This is a genomic window from Massilia sp. S19_KUP03_FR1, from assembly GCF_036688685.1.
GTDB lineage: Bacteria > Pseudomonadota > Gammaproteobacteria > Burkholderiales > Burkholderiaceae_D > JALYUM01.
In genome coordinates this window covers 173,658-191,084 of sequence record NZ_JAQQPS010000008.1, presented here as the reverse complement: position 1 = coordinate 191,084, position 17,427 = coordinate 173,658, and the positions used below count along the sequence as shown (strand labels likewise).

Here is a 17,427-nt window from a genome sequence, read left to right as displayed (position 1 = left end):
GCAAACCAGAGACAACCATGAAAAAACCGCCGGTGGCATCGGCCAGCGGCGGTTCTGTTTGATTGATTCAAGGAAGTGCTTACTCGAAGAAATCCTTGACCTTGTCCATCCAGCCCTTGCTTTGCGGGCTGTGCTTGGCGCCACCTTCGGCGGTCAGACGGTCGAACTCGCGCAGCAGGTCTTTTTGCTTGTCGTTGAGCTTGACCGGCGTTTCGACCACCACGTGGCAGAACAGATCGCCGTGGTAACCGGAGCGCACGCCCTTGATACCCTTCGACTTCAGGCGGAAGGTTTTGCCGGACTGGGTACCTTCAGGAATCGTGAACGACACCTTGCCGGACAGCGTAGGCACTTCAATTTCGCCGCCCAGGGTCGCCTTGGTGAACGAGATCGGCATTTCGCAATGCAGGTCGTCGCCTTCGCGCTGGAACACCGCGTGCGCCTTGATATGGATCTCGACGTACAGGTCGCCCGCAGGGCCGCCGTTGGTACCCGGTTCACCGTTGCCGGTGGAGCGGATGCGCATGCCATTGTCGATACCCGCCGGAATTTTCACTTCCAGCGTCTTGTTGCGCTTGATCCGACCCGCGCCGCTGCAGGCTGCACATGGCTCGGGAATGATCTTGCCGGAACCGTGGCATTTCGGGCAGGTTTGCTGGATGCTGAAGAAACCCTGCTGCATGCGCACCTGGCCGTGACCGGCGCAGGTGGTGCAAGTGACCGGCTGCGTACCCGGCTTGGCGCCGCTGCCGTGGCAGGTGTCGCACTTGTCCCAGCTCGGTACGCGAATCTGCGTGTCGTAGCCGGCTGCGGCCTGCTCGAGCGTGATCTCGAGGTTGTAGCGCAAGTCGCCGCCACGGTAGACCTGCGGACCGTTTGACCTGCCGCGCCCGGCGCCGCCGCCGAAAATATCGCCGAAGATGTCGCCGAAGGCGTCGCCAAAACCACCGGCGCCACCGCCAAAGCCACCAGCGCCCATGTTCGGGTCCACGCCGGCGTGACCATGCCGGTCATACGCTTCGCGTTTGTCCGGATTGGTCAGCATCTCGTACGCTTCTTTGACTTCCTTGAACTTCTCTTCCGACTCTTTATTATCTGGATTGCGGTCCGGATGATATTTCATCGCGAGCTTGCGGTAGGACTTCTTGATCTCTTCTTCCGAAGCCGTCCTCGAGACGCCAAGAATCTCGTAAAAATCACGCTTTGCCATGTGCGGGCACCTTGCTGTTTATCTGCTAATGAAACGGTCTATGCAAAAAAACCGAGCCGGGCACCTTTTGGGCTGCTTGCGGCTCGGCCTTCCCTCAATCGAGCCGGAAATCTCCGGCCCGACTGTAATTACTTCGCGTCCTTGACTTCCTTGAAGTCGGCGTCAACGACGTCGTCTTGCGGTTGGCTGGCTTGCTCGGCACCAGGCTGCTGGCCACCTTCGGCGCCGCCGGCTGCCTGCTGCGCCTGCATGTCGGCATACATCTTCTCGCCCAGTTTCTGCGCCGCGGTGTTCAGCGTGGCAGTCTTGGCATCGATGTCGGCCTTGTCGCCCGATTTGATCGAACCTTCGAGGGCCGAAATGGCTTCTTCGATGGCGGTTTTCTCAGCCGCTTCCAGCTTGTCACCATGCTCGGTCATCGATTTACGGGTCGAGTGCACCAGTGCATCGGCGCCGTTACGCGATTCTGCCAGCTCTTTCACTTTCTTGTCTTCCTCGGCATTGACTTCGGCGTCTTTCACCATTTTCTGGATTTCCGCTTCGGTCAGGCCCGAGTTGGCCTTGATCGTGATCTTGTTTTCCTTGCCGGTAGCCTTATCTTTCGCGCCGACGTGCAAAATGCCGTTGGCGTCGATGTCGAAGGTCACTTCAATCTGTGGCGTACCGCGCGATGCTGGCGGGATACCTTCCAGGTTGAATTCGCCCAGGCCCTTGTTACCGGCTGCGATTTCGCGCTCACCCTGGAACACTTTAATGGTCACGGCCGGCTGGTTGTCGTCGGCGGTCGAAAACACCTGCGAGAACTTGGTCGGGATCGTCGTGTTTTTGTGAATCATTTTGGTCATCACGCCGCCCAGGGTTTCGATACCCAGCGACAGTGGCGTCACGTCCAGCAGCAGCAAGTCTTTACGCTCGCCCGACAACACGGAGCCTTGAATGGCCGCGCCGACAGCAACCGCTTCGTCCGGATTCACGTCTTTGCGTGGATCCTTGCCGAAGAACTCTTTAACTTTTTCCTGCACCTTCGGCATACGGGTCATGCCGCCGACCAGGATGATGTCGTCGATGTCCGAAACTTTAACGCCTGCATCCTTGATGGCGATGCGGCATGGCTCCATGGTCGCGTTGATCAGTTCCTCAACCAACGACTCCAGCTTGGCGCGGGTCATTTTCAGGTTCAGGTGGACCGGCGCGCCGTTCGCCATGGCGATGTACGGCTCGTTGATTTCGGTTTGCTGCGACGACGACAATTCGATCTTCGCGCGCTCGGCCGACGCTTTGATGCGCTGCAGGGCGATTGGATCTTTTTTCAGGTCCAGGCCGTTGATCTTTTTGAATTCTTCGATGATGTAATCGATGATGCGCTGGTCGAAGTCTTCGCCGCCCAGGAAGGTGTCACCATTGGTCGACAGCACTTCGAACTGCTTTTCGCCATCGACGTCGGCGATTTCGATGATCGAGACGTCGAACGTGCCGCCGCCCAGGTCATACACGGCGATCTTGCGGTCGCCCTTGTCGGTCTTGTCCAGGCCGAATGCCAGCGCAGCTGCGGTTGGCTCATTGATGATGCGCTTGACGTCCAGACCCGCGATACGGCCGGCGTCTTTGGTTGCCTGGCGCTGCGAATCGTTGAAGTAAGCAGGCACGGTGATGACGGCTTCGGTGACTTCTTCACCGAGGTAGTCTTCTGCCGTTTTTTTCATCTTGCGCAGGACTTCAGCCGAAATCTGCGGTGGCGCCAGTTTCTTGTCGCGCACACCGATCCAGGCGTCGTTGTTGTCTGCCTTCATGATTTTGTAAGGCATCAGCGCGATGTCTTTTTGCACTTCTTTTTCGTCGAACTTGCGGCCAATCAGGCGCTTGACGGCGAACAGCGTGTTTTGTGGGTTGGTGACGGCCTGGCGTTTTGCCGGCGCGCCAACCAGGATCTCGCCATCTTCCTGGTAAGCAATGATCGAAGGAGTCGTCCGCGCGCCCTCAGCGTTCTCGATGACCTTCGGTTGACCATTTTCCATGATCGCCACGCACGAGTTGGTGGTGCCCAGGTCGATGCCAATAATTCTGCCCATGATTTTTTTCCTTGTAGGTACTGATGTTTGGATGCTTCGGATATAGGGAAAAACTGCGTGCTTTCAAGAGCTTAGTTATGAAAATAAGTAAGCTGCACGTCGTTTTTTTACTTACTTTGCTTGTGCTGCGGTGACAATGGCCGGGCGCAGCAAGCGGTCCGCGATCATGTAACCTTTTTGCAACACGGTGACCACCGTATTGGCTTCCTGTTCAGCCGGCACAACTGCCACGGCCTGGTGCTTGTTCGGGTCCAGCTTGTCGCCCTGCGCTGGCAGAATTTCCAGCAAGCGGTTTTTTTCGAAGGCCGAAGTCAGCTGCTTGAGCGTCATTTCAACGCCTTCCTTCAGCGATTCGACCGACGGGGTGTCGACCTTCAAGGCCATCTCGAGGCTGTCACGCACCGGCACCATGGCCTCGGCGAAACTTTCGATGGCAAATTTGTGCGCCTTGCTGACATCTTCCTGGGCGCGGCGGCGGATGTTTTCGCCTTCGGCCTTGGCGCGCATGAACGCGTCATGCATGTCGGCCAGTTTGGCTTCGGTCGCGCTCAGCTGTTCTTCCACGCTCGGCGAGCCGGCTGGCGTTTGCGCCTGGGCCGCATCGACCGGTTCGCCATTGGCTGCCTGGTTCAACTCTTGGTTTTCTTGGTCTTGCATTGAAAAAACTCCTGATATCAAGCACTAAATAGTGGGGATTGACCTGTTTTGCGCATGAACTTGCACACTCACAGGCAATCAAATGGGGTGATCTCCTACATTTTCAAGGGGATTAGCAAGCGCGTCCTTGAAAAAATTCCTGAAATGAATTGTTACACTTATTACTTGTTGAACAGATCAATGACAGAGATGGGGCTCTAGTATGGATTTGACAAGGCCAGTCGGGCGCGCACGACGCCCGGGGCCAGTCTGGAGGGTGTATGTATGAGATTGCAACTGATTAGCGCCGCAGTGCTTGCCTACACCATCCTGACAATGGCGTGGCTCTGTTACGTCAATCTGGGCAACCAGTACAACATTCCTTAATCGGTGGCGCCCAAGGCCAGAGCGCTGGCGCGGCCGATCGCGGCGTCCTGTTTTTCTTCATCGCGCTGGGCGCTGCTGAGCATGGTTGGCCAGCCGATCATGTGGTGTTCTGCGATGGTTCCCAGTGCGGCAATCCACTGCGGCGCCTCGTTCAGACAGGGGATGTAGTGAAATTCCTGGCCGCCGGCGGCGATAAAATCGTGTTTCGCCTCCATGCTGATTTCTTCCAGCGTTTCCAGGCAGTCGCTGGTGAAGCCCGGGCAGATCAGATCCACGCGCTTCAAGCCAGCTTGTGCCAGTGCGACCAGGGTCGGCGCCGTGTACGGCTGCAGCCATTCGGCCTTGCCGAAGCGCGACTGGAACGTCACCATGTACTCGCTCGCGTCCAGGCGCAGTTTGGTCGCAACCAGGCGCGCGGTCTTGTAGCACTCGCAGTGGTACGGATCGCCCAGCATCAGCGTGCGTTTCGGCACGCCGTGAAAACTCATCACCAGTTTCTCGCTGCGCCCGTGGGTATCCCAGTGCGCTTCGATCGAGGCGCACAGCGCGTCGATGTAGGCTTCGTCATCGTGATAGTGCTTGGCCATGCGCAGTTCCGGCACGTTGCGCACTTGCTTGTAATAGTCGAACACGGCGTCGTAGATGGAGCCGGTGGTGGTGGCGGAGTATTGCGGGTAGGCAGGCAAAATCGCGATGCGGTCAACCCCGGCCGCTTTCAGGCCGCCCAGCACTTCGGGCAGCGATGGCGAACCGTAGCGCATGGCCATCGTGACGGTCAGGTTGGCGTGGCCGCGCTCGGCCAAGTGCGCGCCCAGCAGCTTCGCCTGCGCCTGGGTATGCACCTTCAGGGGCGACCCCTCTTTGGTCCAGATCATCTTGTATTTCGCCGCCGATTGACCGGAGCGGAACGGCAGGATGATCAGGTTCAGGATGCACCACCATACCAGGCGCGGAATTTCGACGACGCGCGGATCGGACAGGAATTCCTTCAAATAGCGCCGCACGGCTTTTCTTGTGGGGGCGTCCGGGGTGCCGAGGTTGACCAGGATGACGGCGCTGGTGGGCACGGTGCCGTGCGTATGGGACGGTTCTGGACGTAAGGGCATCGGAAGGGTGACAGTGAAGATAGGAACTTGCCATTATAAAGTCCACTATTGTTTGCAAACACCTATTTGGGCTGTCCGTGCGCCAATACGACAGGTCAACCACACACGCGGCCCGTCGCTTGCGGTCAGTGCAATCTGTGCCCGGGCGTGAATGCCAGCGCCGGCCTTGCGCGCTGCGGCACCGGCGCGACCGCTGCATCCAATGTGAAATGGGCGACAACACCTTCGAGATGAATGGCCTGAGCGCTCATCTCGCTGGCAGCGGACGCCGCCTCTTCGACCATGGCGGCATTTTGCTGCGTCACCAGGTCCATCGCAGTGATGGCAAGATTGATCTGCTCGAGGCCGATGCTCTGTTCAAGGTTTGCCGCATTAATCTGGCCCACGATCACGGCGACCTTGCGCACGCTGTCAACCAGTTGCTCCATCGTGCCGCCCGCCTGACCTACCAGCCGGGATCCCTCGGCCACGTCGCCGACCGAGCTTTCGATCAGCTGCTTGATTTCACGCGCAGCCTGCGCCGAGCGCTGGGCCAGGTTACGCACTTCCGACGCCACCACGGCGAAGCCGCGCCCCTGCTCCCCGGCCCGGGCTGCTTCCACGGCAGCATTCAGGGCCAGAATATTCGTCTGGAACGCAATGCCATCGATGACGCCGATGATGTCGACGATCCTGCGCGAGGAACCATTGATCGCCCCCATCGTGCGCACCACTTCCCGGACCAGTTCGCCTCCGCGTTCGGCCATCCCGGAAGCCTGCGCGGAATGTGCCGACGCGTCGCGTAGATGCTGGACGTTTTCCTTCACCGTGGCGCTCATTTCCTCCATCGAGGATGCGGTTTCCTCCAGTGCACTGGCTTGTTCTTCGGTGCGGGACGACAGGTCCATATTGCCGGCCGCAATCTGGCTGGAGGCAGTCGCGATCACGCCGGTACCTGTGCGCACCTGGCCGACGATCTGCGCCAGGCTCGCCGTCATGCTGTTCAAGGCGGTGAGCAACTGGCCAATTTCATCCTTCGAGTCGACGTCGACATGGCCGCTCAAGTCGCCAGCGGCCACCTGCTCGGCCAGATCGATGGCACGCTGGATCGGTACCGTGATCGCACGGCTGGCCATCCAGGCAGACGCGATCCCGGCCAACAGCGCCGCGCCGCCCAGCGCCAGCATGAGCATGCGCGCCATGCCGATGTTGTCCAGCACCTCCGCGCCGCTGCGATGCGCCACGGTCGTTTGCAACACGTTCAGTTCGCTGATTGACGCCTGGAGTTGCTCCAGCGCGGGCAGGGTTTCCCGGTGCACCAGCGCGACGGCATCGTCGCGCCGCTCCTCGCCGATCAGCTTGGCAACCCGCGTGAACGACTGGACATAGGCCTTGCGCCGTTCCAGGATTGTCGCAAGCATGCGCTTGCCCTCGGGCAGGGCGACGAGTTTCTGGAGCGTCTCGAGTGCCGTGCTGATCGTCTTCTTGTTCGATTCCACCTGGGCCAGGATCGCCGCCCGCGCGCTCGCGTCACTGGCGATGAACAACTGCATCGTCAGCGCAGCATTGGCACGCGTGGTCGCAGCGATGCTGGCCGCCGCTTCTGCCTTGGCCCAATCGGTCTCGATGACTTTCTGGGTTAATCCACCCACAGTGCCAAGGCGGTTCAGTCCGACCCCCACGACACATAACAACAGCACGATCACGAACCCAAAACCCACCATCAATTTGGTGGCAATCTTCCAGTGTCCCACTTGCATCGACGTTCCAGTTCAGATCATGAAAACAGGCACCGCGCAGGGCCAACTCGCCTGACGGCAGCGAGGCATCGATAGAGCGAGGAGAAAGGGTGAAAAATGTCGCGCACCGGCCCAGGCTGCGTGGACACGATGCGAAATGCAGACGCACTTGTGATCAAGAATGCGATCAATCCTACCCACTGTCAATACCAAGCTTGAAGACCTGTTGTTAGTCTGCTCACTTCGGTGGTCCGCGTGGCCGCTACCAAACAGGTAGGTGCCGATATGGCGTGAAAGCGCCGCACGACACCAAAACCCGGAATTTAGTGCCGACTTTTGATAGACCGATATCAAACACGCTTCATTTCGACTCGATATATTCAAACACAGAGCGACGCAGCGCAAGACGCCGGAACGCCCAAGTACCGCACTTTTCGTGGCGGCACGGTCTGTGCGGCAATCGCACGTTTGACACTATCGGGAGAATCGCATGAGTGATCGTTTTGAAGCAGACATGATGAAAGACATGTTGTCCGACGGTGGCGAGGGTCCGGCCCAGTCCGGGTTCGACGCGGGCGAGGATGGCGCCGATCAGTGGGACGCCGGCGACGAGGCCGATGAGTTCAGCGCCGGCGGCGGCAGGCCGGAGGCCCGCGCGTACGCCGCCGACGACTTCGACGACACCGCCGACGATGCCTACGACGACCTGTTTGCCGGCTTTGACGACGTCGATGCCGCTTCCGGCGAATCCGACGCCCTGTCCTTCGAGGATGCCGTGGCCGATGCGCTCGAAGAAGACGACGCCGACGAATTCATGCGTCGCCTGCGCCGCATTGCGCGCGGCGCCCAGGCAGTGGGCCGGCGCGTCGGCCAGGTCGCGCGCGTGGCGGCCCCGATCCTGCGCCACATTCCCTTGCCGCAGGCCCAGGCACTGAGCCGTATCGCGTCGGTTGCAGGACGCTTGCTGGCCGATGGCGCCGATGAATTCGAGGCCATCGATCAATTGGTCGACGAATATGACGACGACGCGATCGACGCCGCTGCGCCCCTCATTGCCGGCATGACGCTGCGGCGCACAATGCCGCAGGTCGCGCGCATGCCGGTGGCGGCGCGGCGCCAGCTGGTGCGCGGGGTCACCCAGGCCACGCGTGCACTGGTGCGCCAGCAAGGCGCGCCGGCGGCGCGGGCAACCGCCCGTATCCTGCAAACGGCCCAGCGTGCCGTACGCGCACGCCAGATGCCCCAGCGCGGCGTGCCGCGCGCCGTACGCCGCGCCGTGCAGCGAGTGGCACAAACACCGAACGCGCTGCAACGGCTGGCACGACCGCTGACCACGGCCGGCCGGCGCGGCGCCACCTCCCGCGCTGGCGCGTATCCGTACGCCGGGCCGGGAACGCGCCGCATCGTCCTGCGTGGTGCGGGGACTGTGACGATCATCATCAGCAACCGCTAAATGCGGGTGCCGCCATGCAGCTCGCGCGCAGGTTCATCCAGGTACGTATCCGCGGTCTCGCGGCGCGGATGCGGCGCCTGGTCCGCATCACGCCGCGCACCATCGGACTGCGTGCGCAGGATATGCGCTACGCGCCTTCGCCCACCCACTTCGCCGCCGCCAACCGGCGCCTGGGCGCAATCGACGCCAACATCGAGCGTCGCTTCGTCCGCCTGGCCGGCACCTGGGCGCGCGCGCCGCTGCAACGCGCGCTGGTCGACGTGGCCCTGGTCGAGCGCGAAATCGACCGCGCGCGCCGGGCCTTCGGCCTGTTTTTTGAAGTCTTTGCGCAACGCGGCTCCAGCTTCGCCCCGGTGCTGGCGGCGCACGATTCCATCGCCATCGACTGCTATGCCGCCGTCCGGCAAGCCGACCCAAACATGTTCGACGCACGCCTCATCAAGCCCTTTTGTTACATGGAACACGGCTACTCGCCGGCAACCATGCGGCGCGGCGTCACACTCAACCGCCTGCTGGGCGAACCGAACCCGTTTCCACTGATCCGCATTCCCTGGGACCGCGACCATCCCTGGCAAGCCGTCTTCCTGCATGAAGTCGCTCACAACCTGCAAGCTGACCTCGGCGTCTGGCAAGAAAACCGGCAAGCCGTGGTACAGCGCATTCTCGGTGCGCACGCCAGGCCGGTGCTGGCCAGTGTCTACGGACGCTGGCACAAAGAAATCTTTGCCGACCTGGCCGCAATCTTGCTCGGCGGGCCGGCGGCGGCCTGGGGCATGGCCGAATTCCTGCTGCATCCGGCACCGCGCGTGCTCACCTACCGGCCAGGCAGCGCCCACCCGACCGGCTATCTGCGTGTGCTGATGCTCGCCGAAATGCTGCGCCGGCTTGGCTTCGCCGAGAATGCGACGCGCCTGGCGCGGGTGTGGCGCACGCTCTACAACCCGGCGCGCGGACACCGGCTGCCGGTCGCCTTGCTCGACAAACCCGAGCGCGTCATTGCCCAGGTGGTCGACGAGATCGCGTTCCAGACCCGGCGCAACCTGGCGCAGCGGGCACTGGTGGACGTGATCCCGTTTCACGCCGCCGACCACGAGGCCATCATCGCCGGTGCCCGTTTGCTGATGCAGGGGCAGGCCGAGCGCGTGCAATTGCCGCCGCGCTTCCTGGTCAGTGCGGGTGCTTACGCGCTGGCGTCGGGAAAAATCGCGCCCCGGGCGCTGTCGCGCCAGCTGGTCGGCATGATGACCGAACTGGCCGCGCCCGACCCACGCGCCCTCCCCGCCCGCCCCGCCCGCCCCGCACCTGCGGCACTTTTTCACTGAACCGACAGTCCAATCCAGACACAAGGACCATCATGCCCAATTCACTCATTCCCGCTGCGCCTGCCGGTTCCACCGGGCCCACCTTCCGCAGCGTCGGCGGACGCAGCATTGGCGGCGCCCGCGCCGCGCTCGACAACCTGATCCGGCGCGAACTGAAAGTTGGCGACCCGAACGACGCAGCCGAGGTGGCGCAGGCGCTCATGAACCGTTACCGCGACGACCCACGCGCCCGCGCCATGGCCCAGGAAGCGCAAGGCTTGCCCTACCTGCCGGCGCAGCCGGCCAGCACGGCGCTGCCGGTGCAGGAAGGCGCCACCAGCCTCGACCTGGCGCAGGCAAGCGACGACGTCGCCAGGGATTTGCGCACCTTAACGAGCAGCAACCTCACCAAGGACATCACGCCGGAACTCGAAGGCTGGACCCAGGCCATCAATTCAGCCATCATGCAAGGACTCGACACGGCCCGGCGCGGCATGGATACGCGCAGCCGCGACATCGCCTTTGCGATGCGGCGCCAGCTGGGTGACTATGCGCGCGGCGCGCGCATGCTGGGCGCGCTCACGCCGTCGCTCAGCGCCGAATACCGCAATCTCGGCCAGAGCCTCGACGAAATCTCGGCGCTCATCCTCGTCTTGATGGGCGAAGCGCTTGCCAATACCGGCATGGCGGGCGGGCGTTACCTGTTGCAGTCGCCGTTTTCCGATCTGCAGACGCGGCGCGACGTGGCGCTTAACGCGCTGCGCAACCTCACCGGTGCGGCGCAGGAAGCATTCGCGCCAAACGACTGGTCGCGCGGCATCGATGCGTATCGCCAGTTGTTCCTGATGTTCGAAGCGCAAGGCCATGGCGAACTGCGTGCGCTGCTGATGGAAAATGAACTTGCCCGTGTCATGGATGAGCTGATCCAGCTGGCCGGCAACGGTGCGGCGTCGGGCTTGCGCGCCCTGGGCGCGACGGCCTGGGGCCACCTGAACCGGTTCAAACGCTTCGTACAGTTGACGGTCAGCGTGATCACCCCACCGGCGCCGCCGCTGGTGGCGTTCCAGGACGCGCTGCTGGCCTTCGTCGACGGTTTCGCGCCGGCCGGCGGCGCACGCCTGCTGCGCGTGGCCCGGCCAGCGGTGCTGTTCTACGGCCTGTACGGCTCTGCGCAAGCCGGCAAGGCCGACAGCCGCCTGATGCAACTCGTGATCATCCGCGGCGCCATCGCCTTTGAATGCGACGGCCTCACCGGCCAGCCCGAGGCACAGATGCTCGGCGACCAGATGCTGTATTCCATCGATCGCGCAATCGATCTGTATTGCATCGGCGCGAAGGACCTTGGCATTCCCGAAGCCCGGGCCTCCGCCTACAGCTTCGTGCTGCAGGCGGCCAGGGATTACCTCAACGACGGCAATCCACCCGCGCAAGAACTGATCCGCCTGCTGGGCGAGGCGGCCTGCCTGCTGCGCCCGCCGTTGGCCTTGTCGACGACCGCAAACGGTTTCAGCGGTTTCTGGGACAACGCTAGCGTGAACACGTATGAAGCCGCGTTTGACCACAAACCGCATGGTCCGCACGACGAACATCCCTGGAACGTTGCCATGCTGGTCCAGGAAATCCAGTTGCTGCAACAGGCTGACCAGAAGCTGTTCGAGGTGGTCGGACAAATGTCCACGACCCGCCTCTTGTCCATCTTTATCGACATCCTGACCGACGTGTACAACGCCGCGCTGGCGCTGGTGGGCAGCAAACCGGCCGAACTCGTCGAAGCGGTGCCTGTCGTGCCAAGCACCGTCGAAAATGCGCTCAACAATATCCGCGACGTGCTGGAGAGACGCCTGCCGAACGGCGGCACGCCACCGCCAGGAAACGGTTATGCGCAGGGCAAAAAAAAGGCATCGGCCAGTCAAGCGGCTGACCATCCACCTCATCCTGCCGGAGAATAGCGATGACCTTCCAGACCACCGAAACCATCCAGCGGCTGTGGGAAACCTTCCTGCAGGAGCAGCTCACGGACATGGCGCCAGCCGAGCGGCAACCCTATGAACAGCAATTCGAAGACCGCTTTGCTGAACTGCTCGGCAAGGCCGCTGACGGCAACGCAGGCGACGCCTTCATTGACATGCTGGGCATGGGCGCCCGGGGCGCGGTCGAGTTCGACCAGATTTCGTACCCGCACATCCAGCCCGATTTCGACGATTCCAAAAATCCCAGCCAGGGGCATGCTGCCGCCGAGCTGTTTTTCATCTACCAGCACGAACGCATGCGGGTCTTCCAGGTTGTAGAGGTCCTGCTGCGTATGTTCCGGGCCGGCACCATGCGGATCCAGCGCGGGCCCGGTGCGCGCGGCTTGTACCTGCTGGAAAAATGGCAACCCCTGCGCTACAAGCTGCGCGACCGCATGCTGGCCTACCGTCGCGCCTTCAATTATGGCAACGCCGTGCCGCCGCCAGGCACCATCATCAACACCGGCTTCCAGCGCCTGCTCGTGGGCTTCATGGTGGCCGTGGCGCAATACTTCCGCGACCTCATGATCGGCGAAGTGATTCGCGGCGGGCAATTGATCGACCAGCGTCCGTTCGGCAGTGTCGCCACGGTGCAGCGCCTCGGCCTCGACTTGTCCTATGCGCTCGACCGTTCAACGTATGGCAATATTTTTTCACTGGCGATGGAAACCGGGCACTATTTGCGTACCGTGCTCAAACTGCTGGATACACCCGACATCAAAAAGGCGTTCGATGCCAACACAAAATGGGATGTGGTCGAGGCCGTTGTCAACCGCCACCTGGGCGGCGGCGCCGACCTCTCGCAGCGCGCCAAGATGGCCGAGAGCGGCCGGCGCATCCTGCAATTCGTCGCCGACAACGACTTCAAAACGTCCATCGATCCCGTCCTGTTCCAGTCGGTCATCCGCCCGATGGGCGCCCATGCCGAGGCCTGGATCGCCGCCTACCGCACCACCCCGGAAGGACGCGGCTTCCCGGGCGTGACGCCGGCACTGCGCAGCGTGCTGGGCAAGCAGTCCATGGCCGCCTGATCGGGATACGTGCCATGTCCACCAGCACCAACGGCCTGCACCCGATGGGCCACGGCCCGCGCATGAACCTGGGCGACCTCGCCATCGTGGCGGTGGCCGGCCAGATCGCCCATCCGATCGGCCAGGCCAATCCTTACCGCATCGGCAACGACGGCGTGCCGCGTATCTTGCCGGGCACGGGCGGGATCGTCCTGAACCACCGCATCGGCGACCGCTGCGTCGGCCTGGCGGGCGATCACATCGAGCCTGGCGTGGCCTTGCACAACAATGGCCGCGAGGTGGTGGGACCGCGCGACGGACCCAACAATGCGCTGCTTGCCTATGCCTGTATTGGCAACCGTGCACGCGTCATCAGCGGCCCGTGCCTGGGCAGCGTCGGGCGCGTCACCGGCAAGCATGGCGGCATCAACCATGTGCTGGTCGATTTTGCGCCGGGAATACTGCGGCGCCTGTGCATCGGCGACCGCATCCAGATCGTCAGCCATGGCCTCGGCCTGGCGCTGCCCGACCATCCCGATATCACCGTGCTCAACGCGTCGCCCGGCCTGCTGCAGCGCTGGGGACTGCATGCACATGGCGGACAGTTGCAGGTGCCCGTCACGCACCTGGTGCCCGGTGCACTGATGGGCTCGGGCCTTGGCAAAAATACCGGGTGCCGTGGCGACTACGATATCCAGTTATCCGACCCCGGCACGCGCCAGCGCTACCGGCTCGACAGTTTGCGCTTCGGCGACCTGGTCGCGGTCGTGGACGTCGACATGGCGTTCGGTGGACATTACCGGCGCGGCCACGTGACTGTGGGCGTCATCGTCCACGGCGACAGCACGGTGGCTGGGCATGGTCCTGGATTGGCGCCCTTGCTCACGGGACCGGCCAGGGTGTTGCGGCCTGTGCATGGGGCGCAGGCCAACCTGGCCGAGGTATATGGCTTGCGCCACCTCGGGCCGGCGCGGCGCTACTTGCCCATCCACGGCCGCGCGCGCACGCAGCAACGCATGGCTGCGCCGGTCAGGTCGCGCGTGGGCGCGAAATAATCGCTTGGTGCCTGTGCCTGTGCCTGTGCATGGCATGGCATGGCATGGCATGGGTAGTCTGGCACAAGGCATGACCACGTGCATAGCGGCACCTTACAACGCCAGCAACTCCCGCGCATGCCAGTTGAAATGCGCGACCAGTTCCCCAGATGAACGGCCCGGTCATTCACCTCGCTGGAGGCCGACATGGCTTGTTCGACCATGGCGGCATTTGGCCACCTTGCCGACGATATGCGACAGGCTGGCCGTCATGCCGCTCAAGGGGGCGAGCAACTGAGCAAGTTCATCATGCCGGTCGACCATGACGCCGCCTTCGGGGGCGTTTTATTGGCGCAGCCGTGCTTGCCTCAGCAAGCATCGCCTTCCTATCATGAAGCATTGACCAACCAGTGCTTTCCGGGAGACGCCATGGACACCCTGACCGAAGACCAGTTCGACGACCTGCGCGGCGCGCTGCGTGGGCAACTACTGCAGGCAAACGATGCCGGCTACGATGCCGCGCGCACGCTCTGGAACGCGATGATCGAGCGCCGTCCGGCCGTGATCGTGCGCTGCGCCGGCGTGGCCGATGTGCGCGCCGCGCTGGCGTTCGCGCGCGACCACCAGATGCCCCTGTCAGTGCGCGGCGGCGGTCACAATATTGCCGGCAGCGCCTTGTGCGACGACGGCCTGGTGATCGATCTGTCGGCCATGCGATCGGTGCAGGTCGACCCGGACCAGCGCCGCGCCCTGGTGGAACCGGGTGCGACACTGCATGATTTCGACCACGAAGCGCAAGCCTTCGGCCTGGCCACGCCGCTCGGCATCAACTCCACGACCGGGGTGGCCGGGCTGACGCTGGGCGGCGGCTTTGGCTGGCTCACCCGCACGCTCGGCCTGGCGGCGGACAACCTGCTGGGCGCCGACGTCGTGACCGCCGACGGTCAGTACCTGCATGCCAGTGCCGCCGACCATTCCGACCTGTTCTGGGCGCTGCGTGGCGGCGGCGGCAACTTCGGCGTGGTCACGCGCTTCGCGTTCCGCCTGCATCCGGTCGGCCCCGACATCACCGCCGGTCTGATCGTGTTTCCATTCGAGCAGGCCAAAGCCGTGCTGACGCAGTACCGCGACGCGGTCCACGCGATGCCGGACGACCTGACGGTGTGGGCGGTATTGCGCCGCGCGCCGCCCCTGCCGTTCCTGGCGCCCGAGGTGCATGGACAGACCGTGCTGGTGTTGCCGGTCTTTTCGCGCTTGCCCATGGCTGCGGTGCAGGATGCGATCGACCGCATCGCCCGCTTCGGCCAGCCACTCGGCATGCACGTCGGGCCGACGCCGTACGTCGCCTGGCAACAAGCCTTCGACCCGCTGCTCACACCCGGTGCGCGCAACTACTGGAAATCGCACAATTTCACGCAATTGAGCCTCGCGGCGATCGACGTCGTCATGCAGCATGCCGGCACGCTGCCGACGCCGCACTGCGAAATTTTCCTCGGCCTGCTGGGCGGGCGCGCGGCCACGTTCGCGCCCGACGATACCGCCTATCCGCACCGCGATGCGCTGTATGTCATGAATGTGCACACGCGCTGGGACAACCCGGCCGACGACGCCCGATGCGTGGCGTGGGCGCGGGACTTCTTCAGCGCCGCGGCGCCGCATGCCAGCGGCGGCGTGTACGTCAACTTCCTGACCGAGGACGACAGTGCGCGCAGCACCGATGCCTACGGCGTCAACTACCAGCGCCTGGCGCAGATCAAGACCAAATACGACCCGCACAACCTATTCCGCAGCAATCTGAACATTGTGCCGGCCTGAGCGCAACGACGCCTGCTATAGCGCCAGCAATTCGCGCGCATGCTTGCGGGTGGTGGCCGTAATTTCCAGCCCGCCCAGCATGCGCGCCACTTCTTCCACGCGCGCCTTGTTGTCCAGCACATCGATGCGCGAGACGGTCTTGCCGGATTCCGTCGTGCCTTTCGCCACCTGGAAATGCTGATTGGCCTGGCTGGCCACCTGCGGCAGGTGGGTCACGCACAGCACTTGCCGTTCCTGTCCCAGGCGTTTCAGCAGGCGCCCCACCACTTCGGCGACGCCGCCGCCAATGCCGCTGTCGACCTCGTCGAAAATCAGCGTGGGCGTGGTCGTCGCATGCGAGGTGATGACGGAAATGGCCAGCGCAATACGCGCCAGTTCGCCGCCCGACGCGACTTTGGCCAGCGGCCGCGCTGCGACGCCCGCGTGGCCCGCCACCAGGAATTCGACTTGCTCGACGCCGTGCGCGGTCGGCTCGACCGGATGCAAGGCGACGACAAAACTGCCGCCGGTCATGTTCAAGTCTTGCATCGCGGCCGACACCTGGGTGCTGAGCAGCCTGGCCGCCGTGACCCGCCTGGCCGACAGTTTGGCGGCAGCAGCAAGATAGTCGTCCTTTTTCTGCTGCTCCTGGCGTTTCAAACCATCGAGGTCGCTGGCATCGGCCAACTGGCGCAATTTATCCGCCAGGGCCGCGTGTTCTTCTGGCAGTTCATCAGGCGTGACGCGGAATTTGCGCGCCGCGTTGTGGATCGCTTCGAGGCGCGCTTCGACCTGGCGCAGGCGCGCCGGGTCGAGCTCGACCCGGTCGAGGTAATCGTTCAGTTCCGACACGGCTTCCTGGAGCTGGATCAGGGCCGGCTGCATGCAGTCGAGCACCGGCTGCAAGCCCGCATCCACGCTCACCAGTTTCAGCAATTTCTGGTTCAGCGAAGACAGCGTCGACAGGATCGGCTGGTCCGAATCGGAGATGACCGACAAGGCTTCCTGCGCGCCTTCGAGCAAGCTGGCCGCGTGCGACAGGCGGCTGTGCTCGTTGCCAATGTCGGTCCACTCGCCGGCCTTTACTGCCAGCTTGTCCAGCTCGCTCACCTGCCACTCAAGCCGTTCGCGCTCGATCAGCACATTTTTTGCATTGCTCTCGTAGTCTTCACGCTGGCGCGCCAGCGCCCGCCACGCTTTATGCGCCGCCGCGACGGCCGGCACCTCGGCCTGGCCGCCGCCGGACTGGTTGTCCAGCAGCACGCGCTGGGCGTCGAGTTTCAGCAAGGACTGGTGCGCGTGCTGGCCGTGGATGTCGACCAGCAAATCGCCCAGTTCACGCAGCTGCGCGGCGGTGGCGGCGACGCCGTTGATATACGCCTTCGAGCGGCCGGCATTGTCGATCACGCGGCGCAGCAGCGCCCCGCCCTCGTCGGCCGCCAGCGCATGCTGGGTGAGCCAGGCGGCGGCGCCATCGGTGACGGCGAAGTCGGCCGTGATGTCGGCCCGGGCCGCGCCTTCGCGCACCACGCTGGCGTCACCGCGCCCGCCCAGCGCCAGCTGCAGCGCATCGATCAGGATCGATTTACCGGCACCGGTCTCGCCCGTGAAGACGGAAAAGCCGGAAGAAAACTCGAGCTCGATCGTGTCGACAATGACGAAATCGCGGATGGTGAGGGTACGCAGCATGGGGCGGTGTT

The 17,427-nt window shown here is 63.3% G+C and carries 13 protein-coding genes; 6 read left to right on the top strand and 7 right to left on the bottom strand.

The window, feature by feature from the left end:
- Positions 1-79: 79 nt before the first annotated feature.
- From dnaJ to V6M87_RS11110, 5 genes are all read right to left on the bottom strand, one after another.
- Positions 80-1,210, bottom strand: coding sequence for a molecular chaperone DnaJ (gene dnaJ / locus V6M87_RS11130; RefSeq protein ID WP_332876685.1), 1,131 nt, complete (start codon positions 1,208-1,210; stop codon positions 80-82).
- A 128-nt stretch (positions 1,211-1,338) separates the two neighbouring features.
- Positions 1,339-3,312 carry a molecular chaperone DnaK gene (gene dnaK / locus V6M87_RS11125; RefSeq protein WP_332876728.1) on the bottom strand — a complete coding sequence of 658 codons (1,974 nt, stop codon included), beginning with the start codon at positions 3,310-3,312 and terminating at the stop codon, positions 1,339-1,341.
- A gap of 78 nt (positions 3,313-3,390) precedes the next feature.
- Entirely contained in the window at positions 3,391-3,936 is a 546-nt protein-coding gene (gene grpE, locus V6M87_RS11120; RefSeq protein ID WP_332876684.1) for a nucleotide exchange factor GrpE, read from the bottom strand.
- 362 nt (positions 3,937-4,298) lie between these two features.
- Complete coding sequence (gene hemH / locus V6M87_RS11115) at positions 4,299-5,408, bottom strand: ferrochelatase (protein ID WP_332876683.1); 1,110 nt, start codon at positions 5,406-5,408, stop codon at positions 4,299-4,301.
- Positions 5,409-5,533: 125 nt separating this feature from the next.
- Complete coding sequence (locus V6M87_RS11110; protein WP_332876682.1) at positions 5,534-7,147, bottom strand: methyl-accepting chemotaxis protein; 1,614 nt, start codon at positions 7,145-7,147, stop codon at positions 5,534-5,536.
- Between the two features lie 469 nt (positions 7,148-7,616).
- Here V6M87_RS11110 and V6M87_RS11105 point away from each other — a divergent pair, with 469 nt between their 5' ends.
- Genes V6M87_RS11105 through V6M87_RS11085 form a run of 5 tightly spaced genes read left to right on the top strand, consistent with a single transcriptional unit; the run spans position 7,617 to position 13,954 of the window.
- On the top strand, positions 7,617-8,579 hold the full coding sequence (locus V6M87_RS11105; protein ID WP_332876681.1) for a hypothetical protein: 963 nt from the start codon (positions 7,617-7,619) through the stop codon (positions 8,577-8,579).
- Positions 8,580-8,593: 14 nt separating this feature from the next.
- A complete protein-coding gene (locus V6M87_RS11100; protein WP_332876680.1) occupies positions 8,594-9,901 on the top strand; it encodes a hypothetical protein in 1,308 nt (435 codons plus the stop codon).
- A 32-nt stretch (positions 9,902-9,933) separates the two neighbouring features.
- Positions 9,934-11,829, top strand: a complete 1,896-nt coding sequence (locus tag V6M87_RS11095) for a hypothetical protein (protein WP_332876679.1) — start codon at positions 9,934-9,936, stop codon at positions 11,827-11,829.
- A gap of 2 nt (positions 11,830-11,831) precedes the next feature.
- Entirely contained in the window at positions 11,832-12,920 is a 1,089-nt protein-coding gene (locus V6M87_RS11090) for a hypothetical protein (RefSeq protein WP_332876678.1), read from the top strand.
- A 14-nt stretch (positions 12,921-12,934) separates the two neighbouring features.
- Positions 12,935-13,954: a DUF4438 domain-containing protein gene (locus tag V6M87_RS11085; RefSeq protein ID WP_332876677.1), complete on the top strand. Its 1,020-nt coding sequence runs from the start codon at positions 12,935-12,937 to the stop codon at positions 13,952-13,954.
- A 162-nt stretch (positions 13,955-14,116) separates the two neighbouring features.
- On the opposite strand, the gene V6M87_RS11080 is transcribed toward V6M87_RS11085, so the two are convergent.
- Positions 14,117-14,257 (bottom strand): hypothetical protein, encoded by a 141-nt coding sequence (locus tag V6M87_RS11080; protein ID WP_332876676.1) that lies wholly within the window; start codon positions 14,255-14,257, stop codon positions 14,117-14,119.
- A 105-nt stretch (positions 14,258-14,362) separates the two neighbouring features.
- On the opposite strand from V6M87_RS11080, the gene V6M87_RS11075 reads away from it, so the two are divergent.
- A complete protein-coding gene (locus V6M87_RS11075) occupies positions 14,363-15,748 on the top strand; it encodes an FAD-binding oxidoreductase (protein WP_332876675.1) in 1,386 nt (461 codons plus the stop codon).
- A 15-nt stretch (positions 15,749-15,763) separates the two neighbouring features.
- On the opposite strand, the gene recN is transcribed toward V6M87_RS11075, so the two are convergent.
- Positions 15,764-17,416 (bottom strand): DNA repair protein RecN, encoded by a 1,653-nt coding sequence (gene recN, locus V6M87_RS11070; protein WP_332876674.1) that lies wholly within the window; start codon positions 17,414-17,416, stop codon positions 15,764-15,766.
- Positions 17,417-17,427 lie beyond the last annotated feature (11 nt).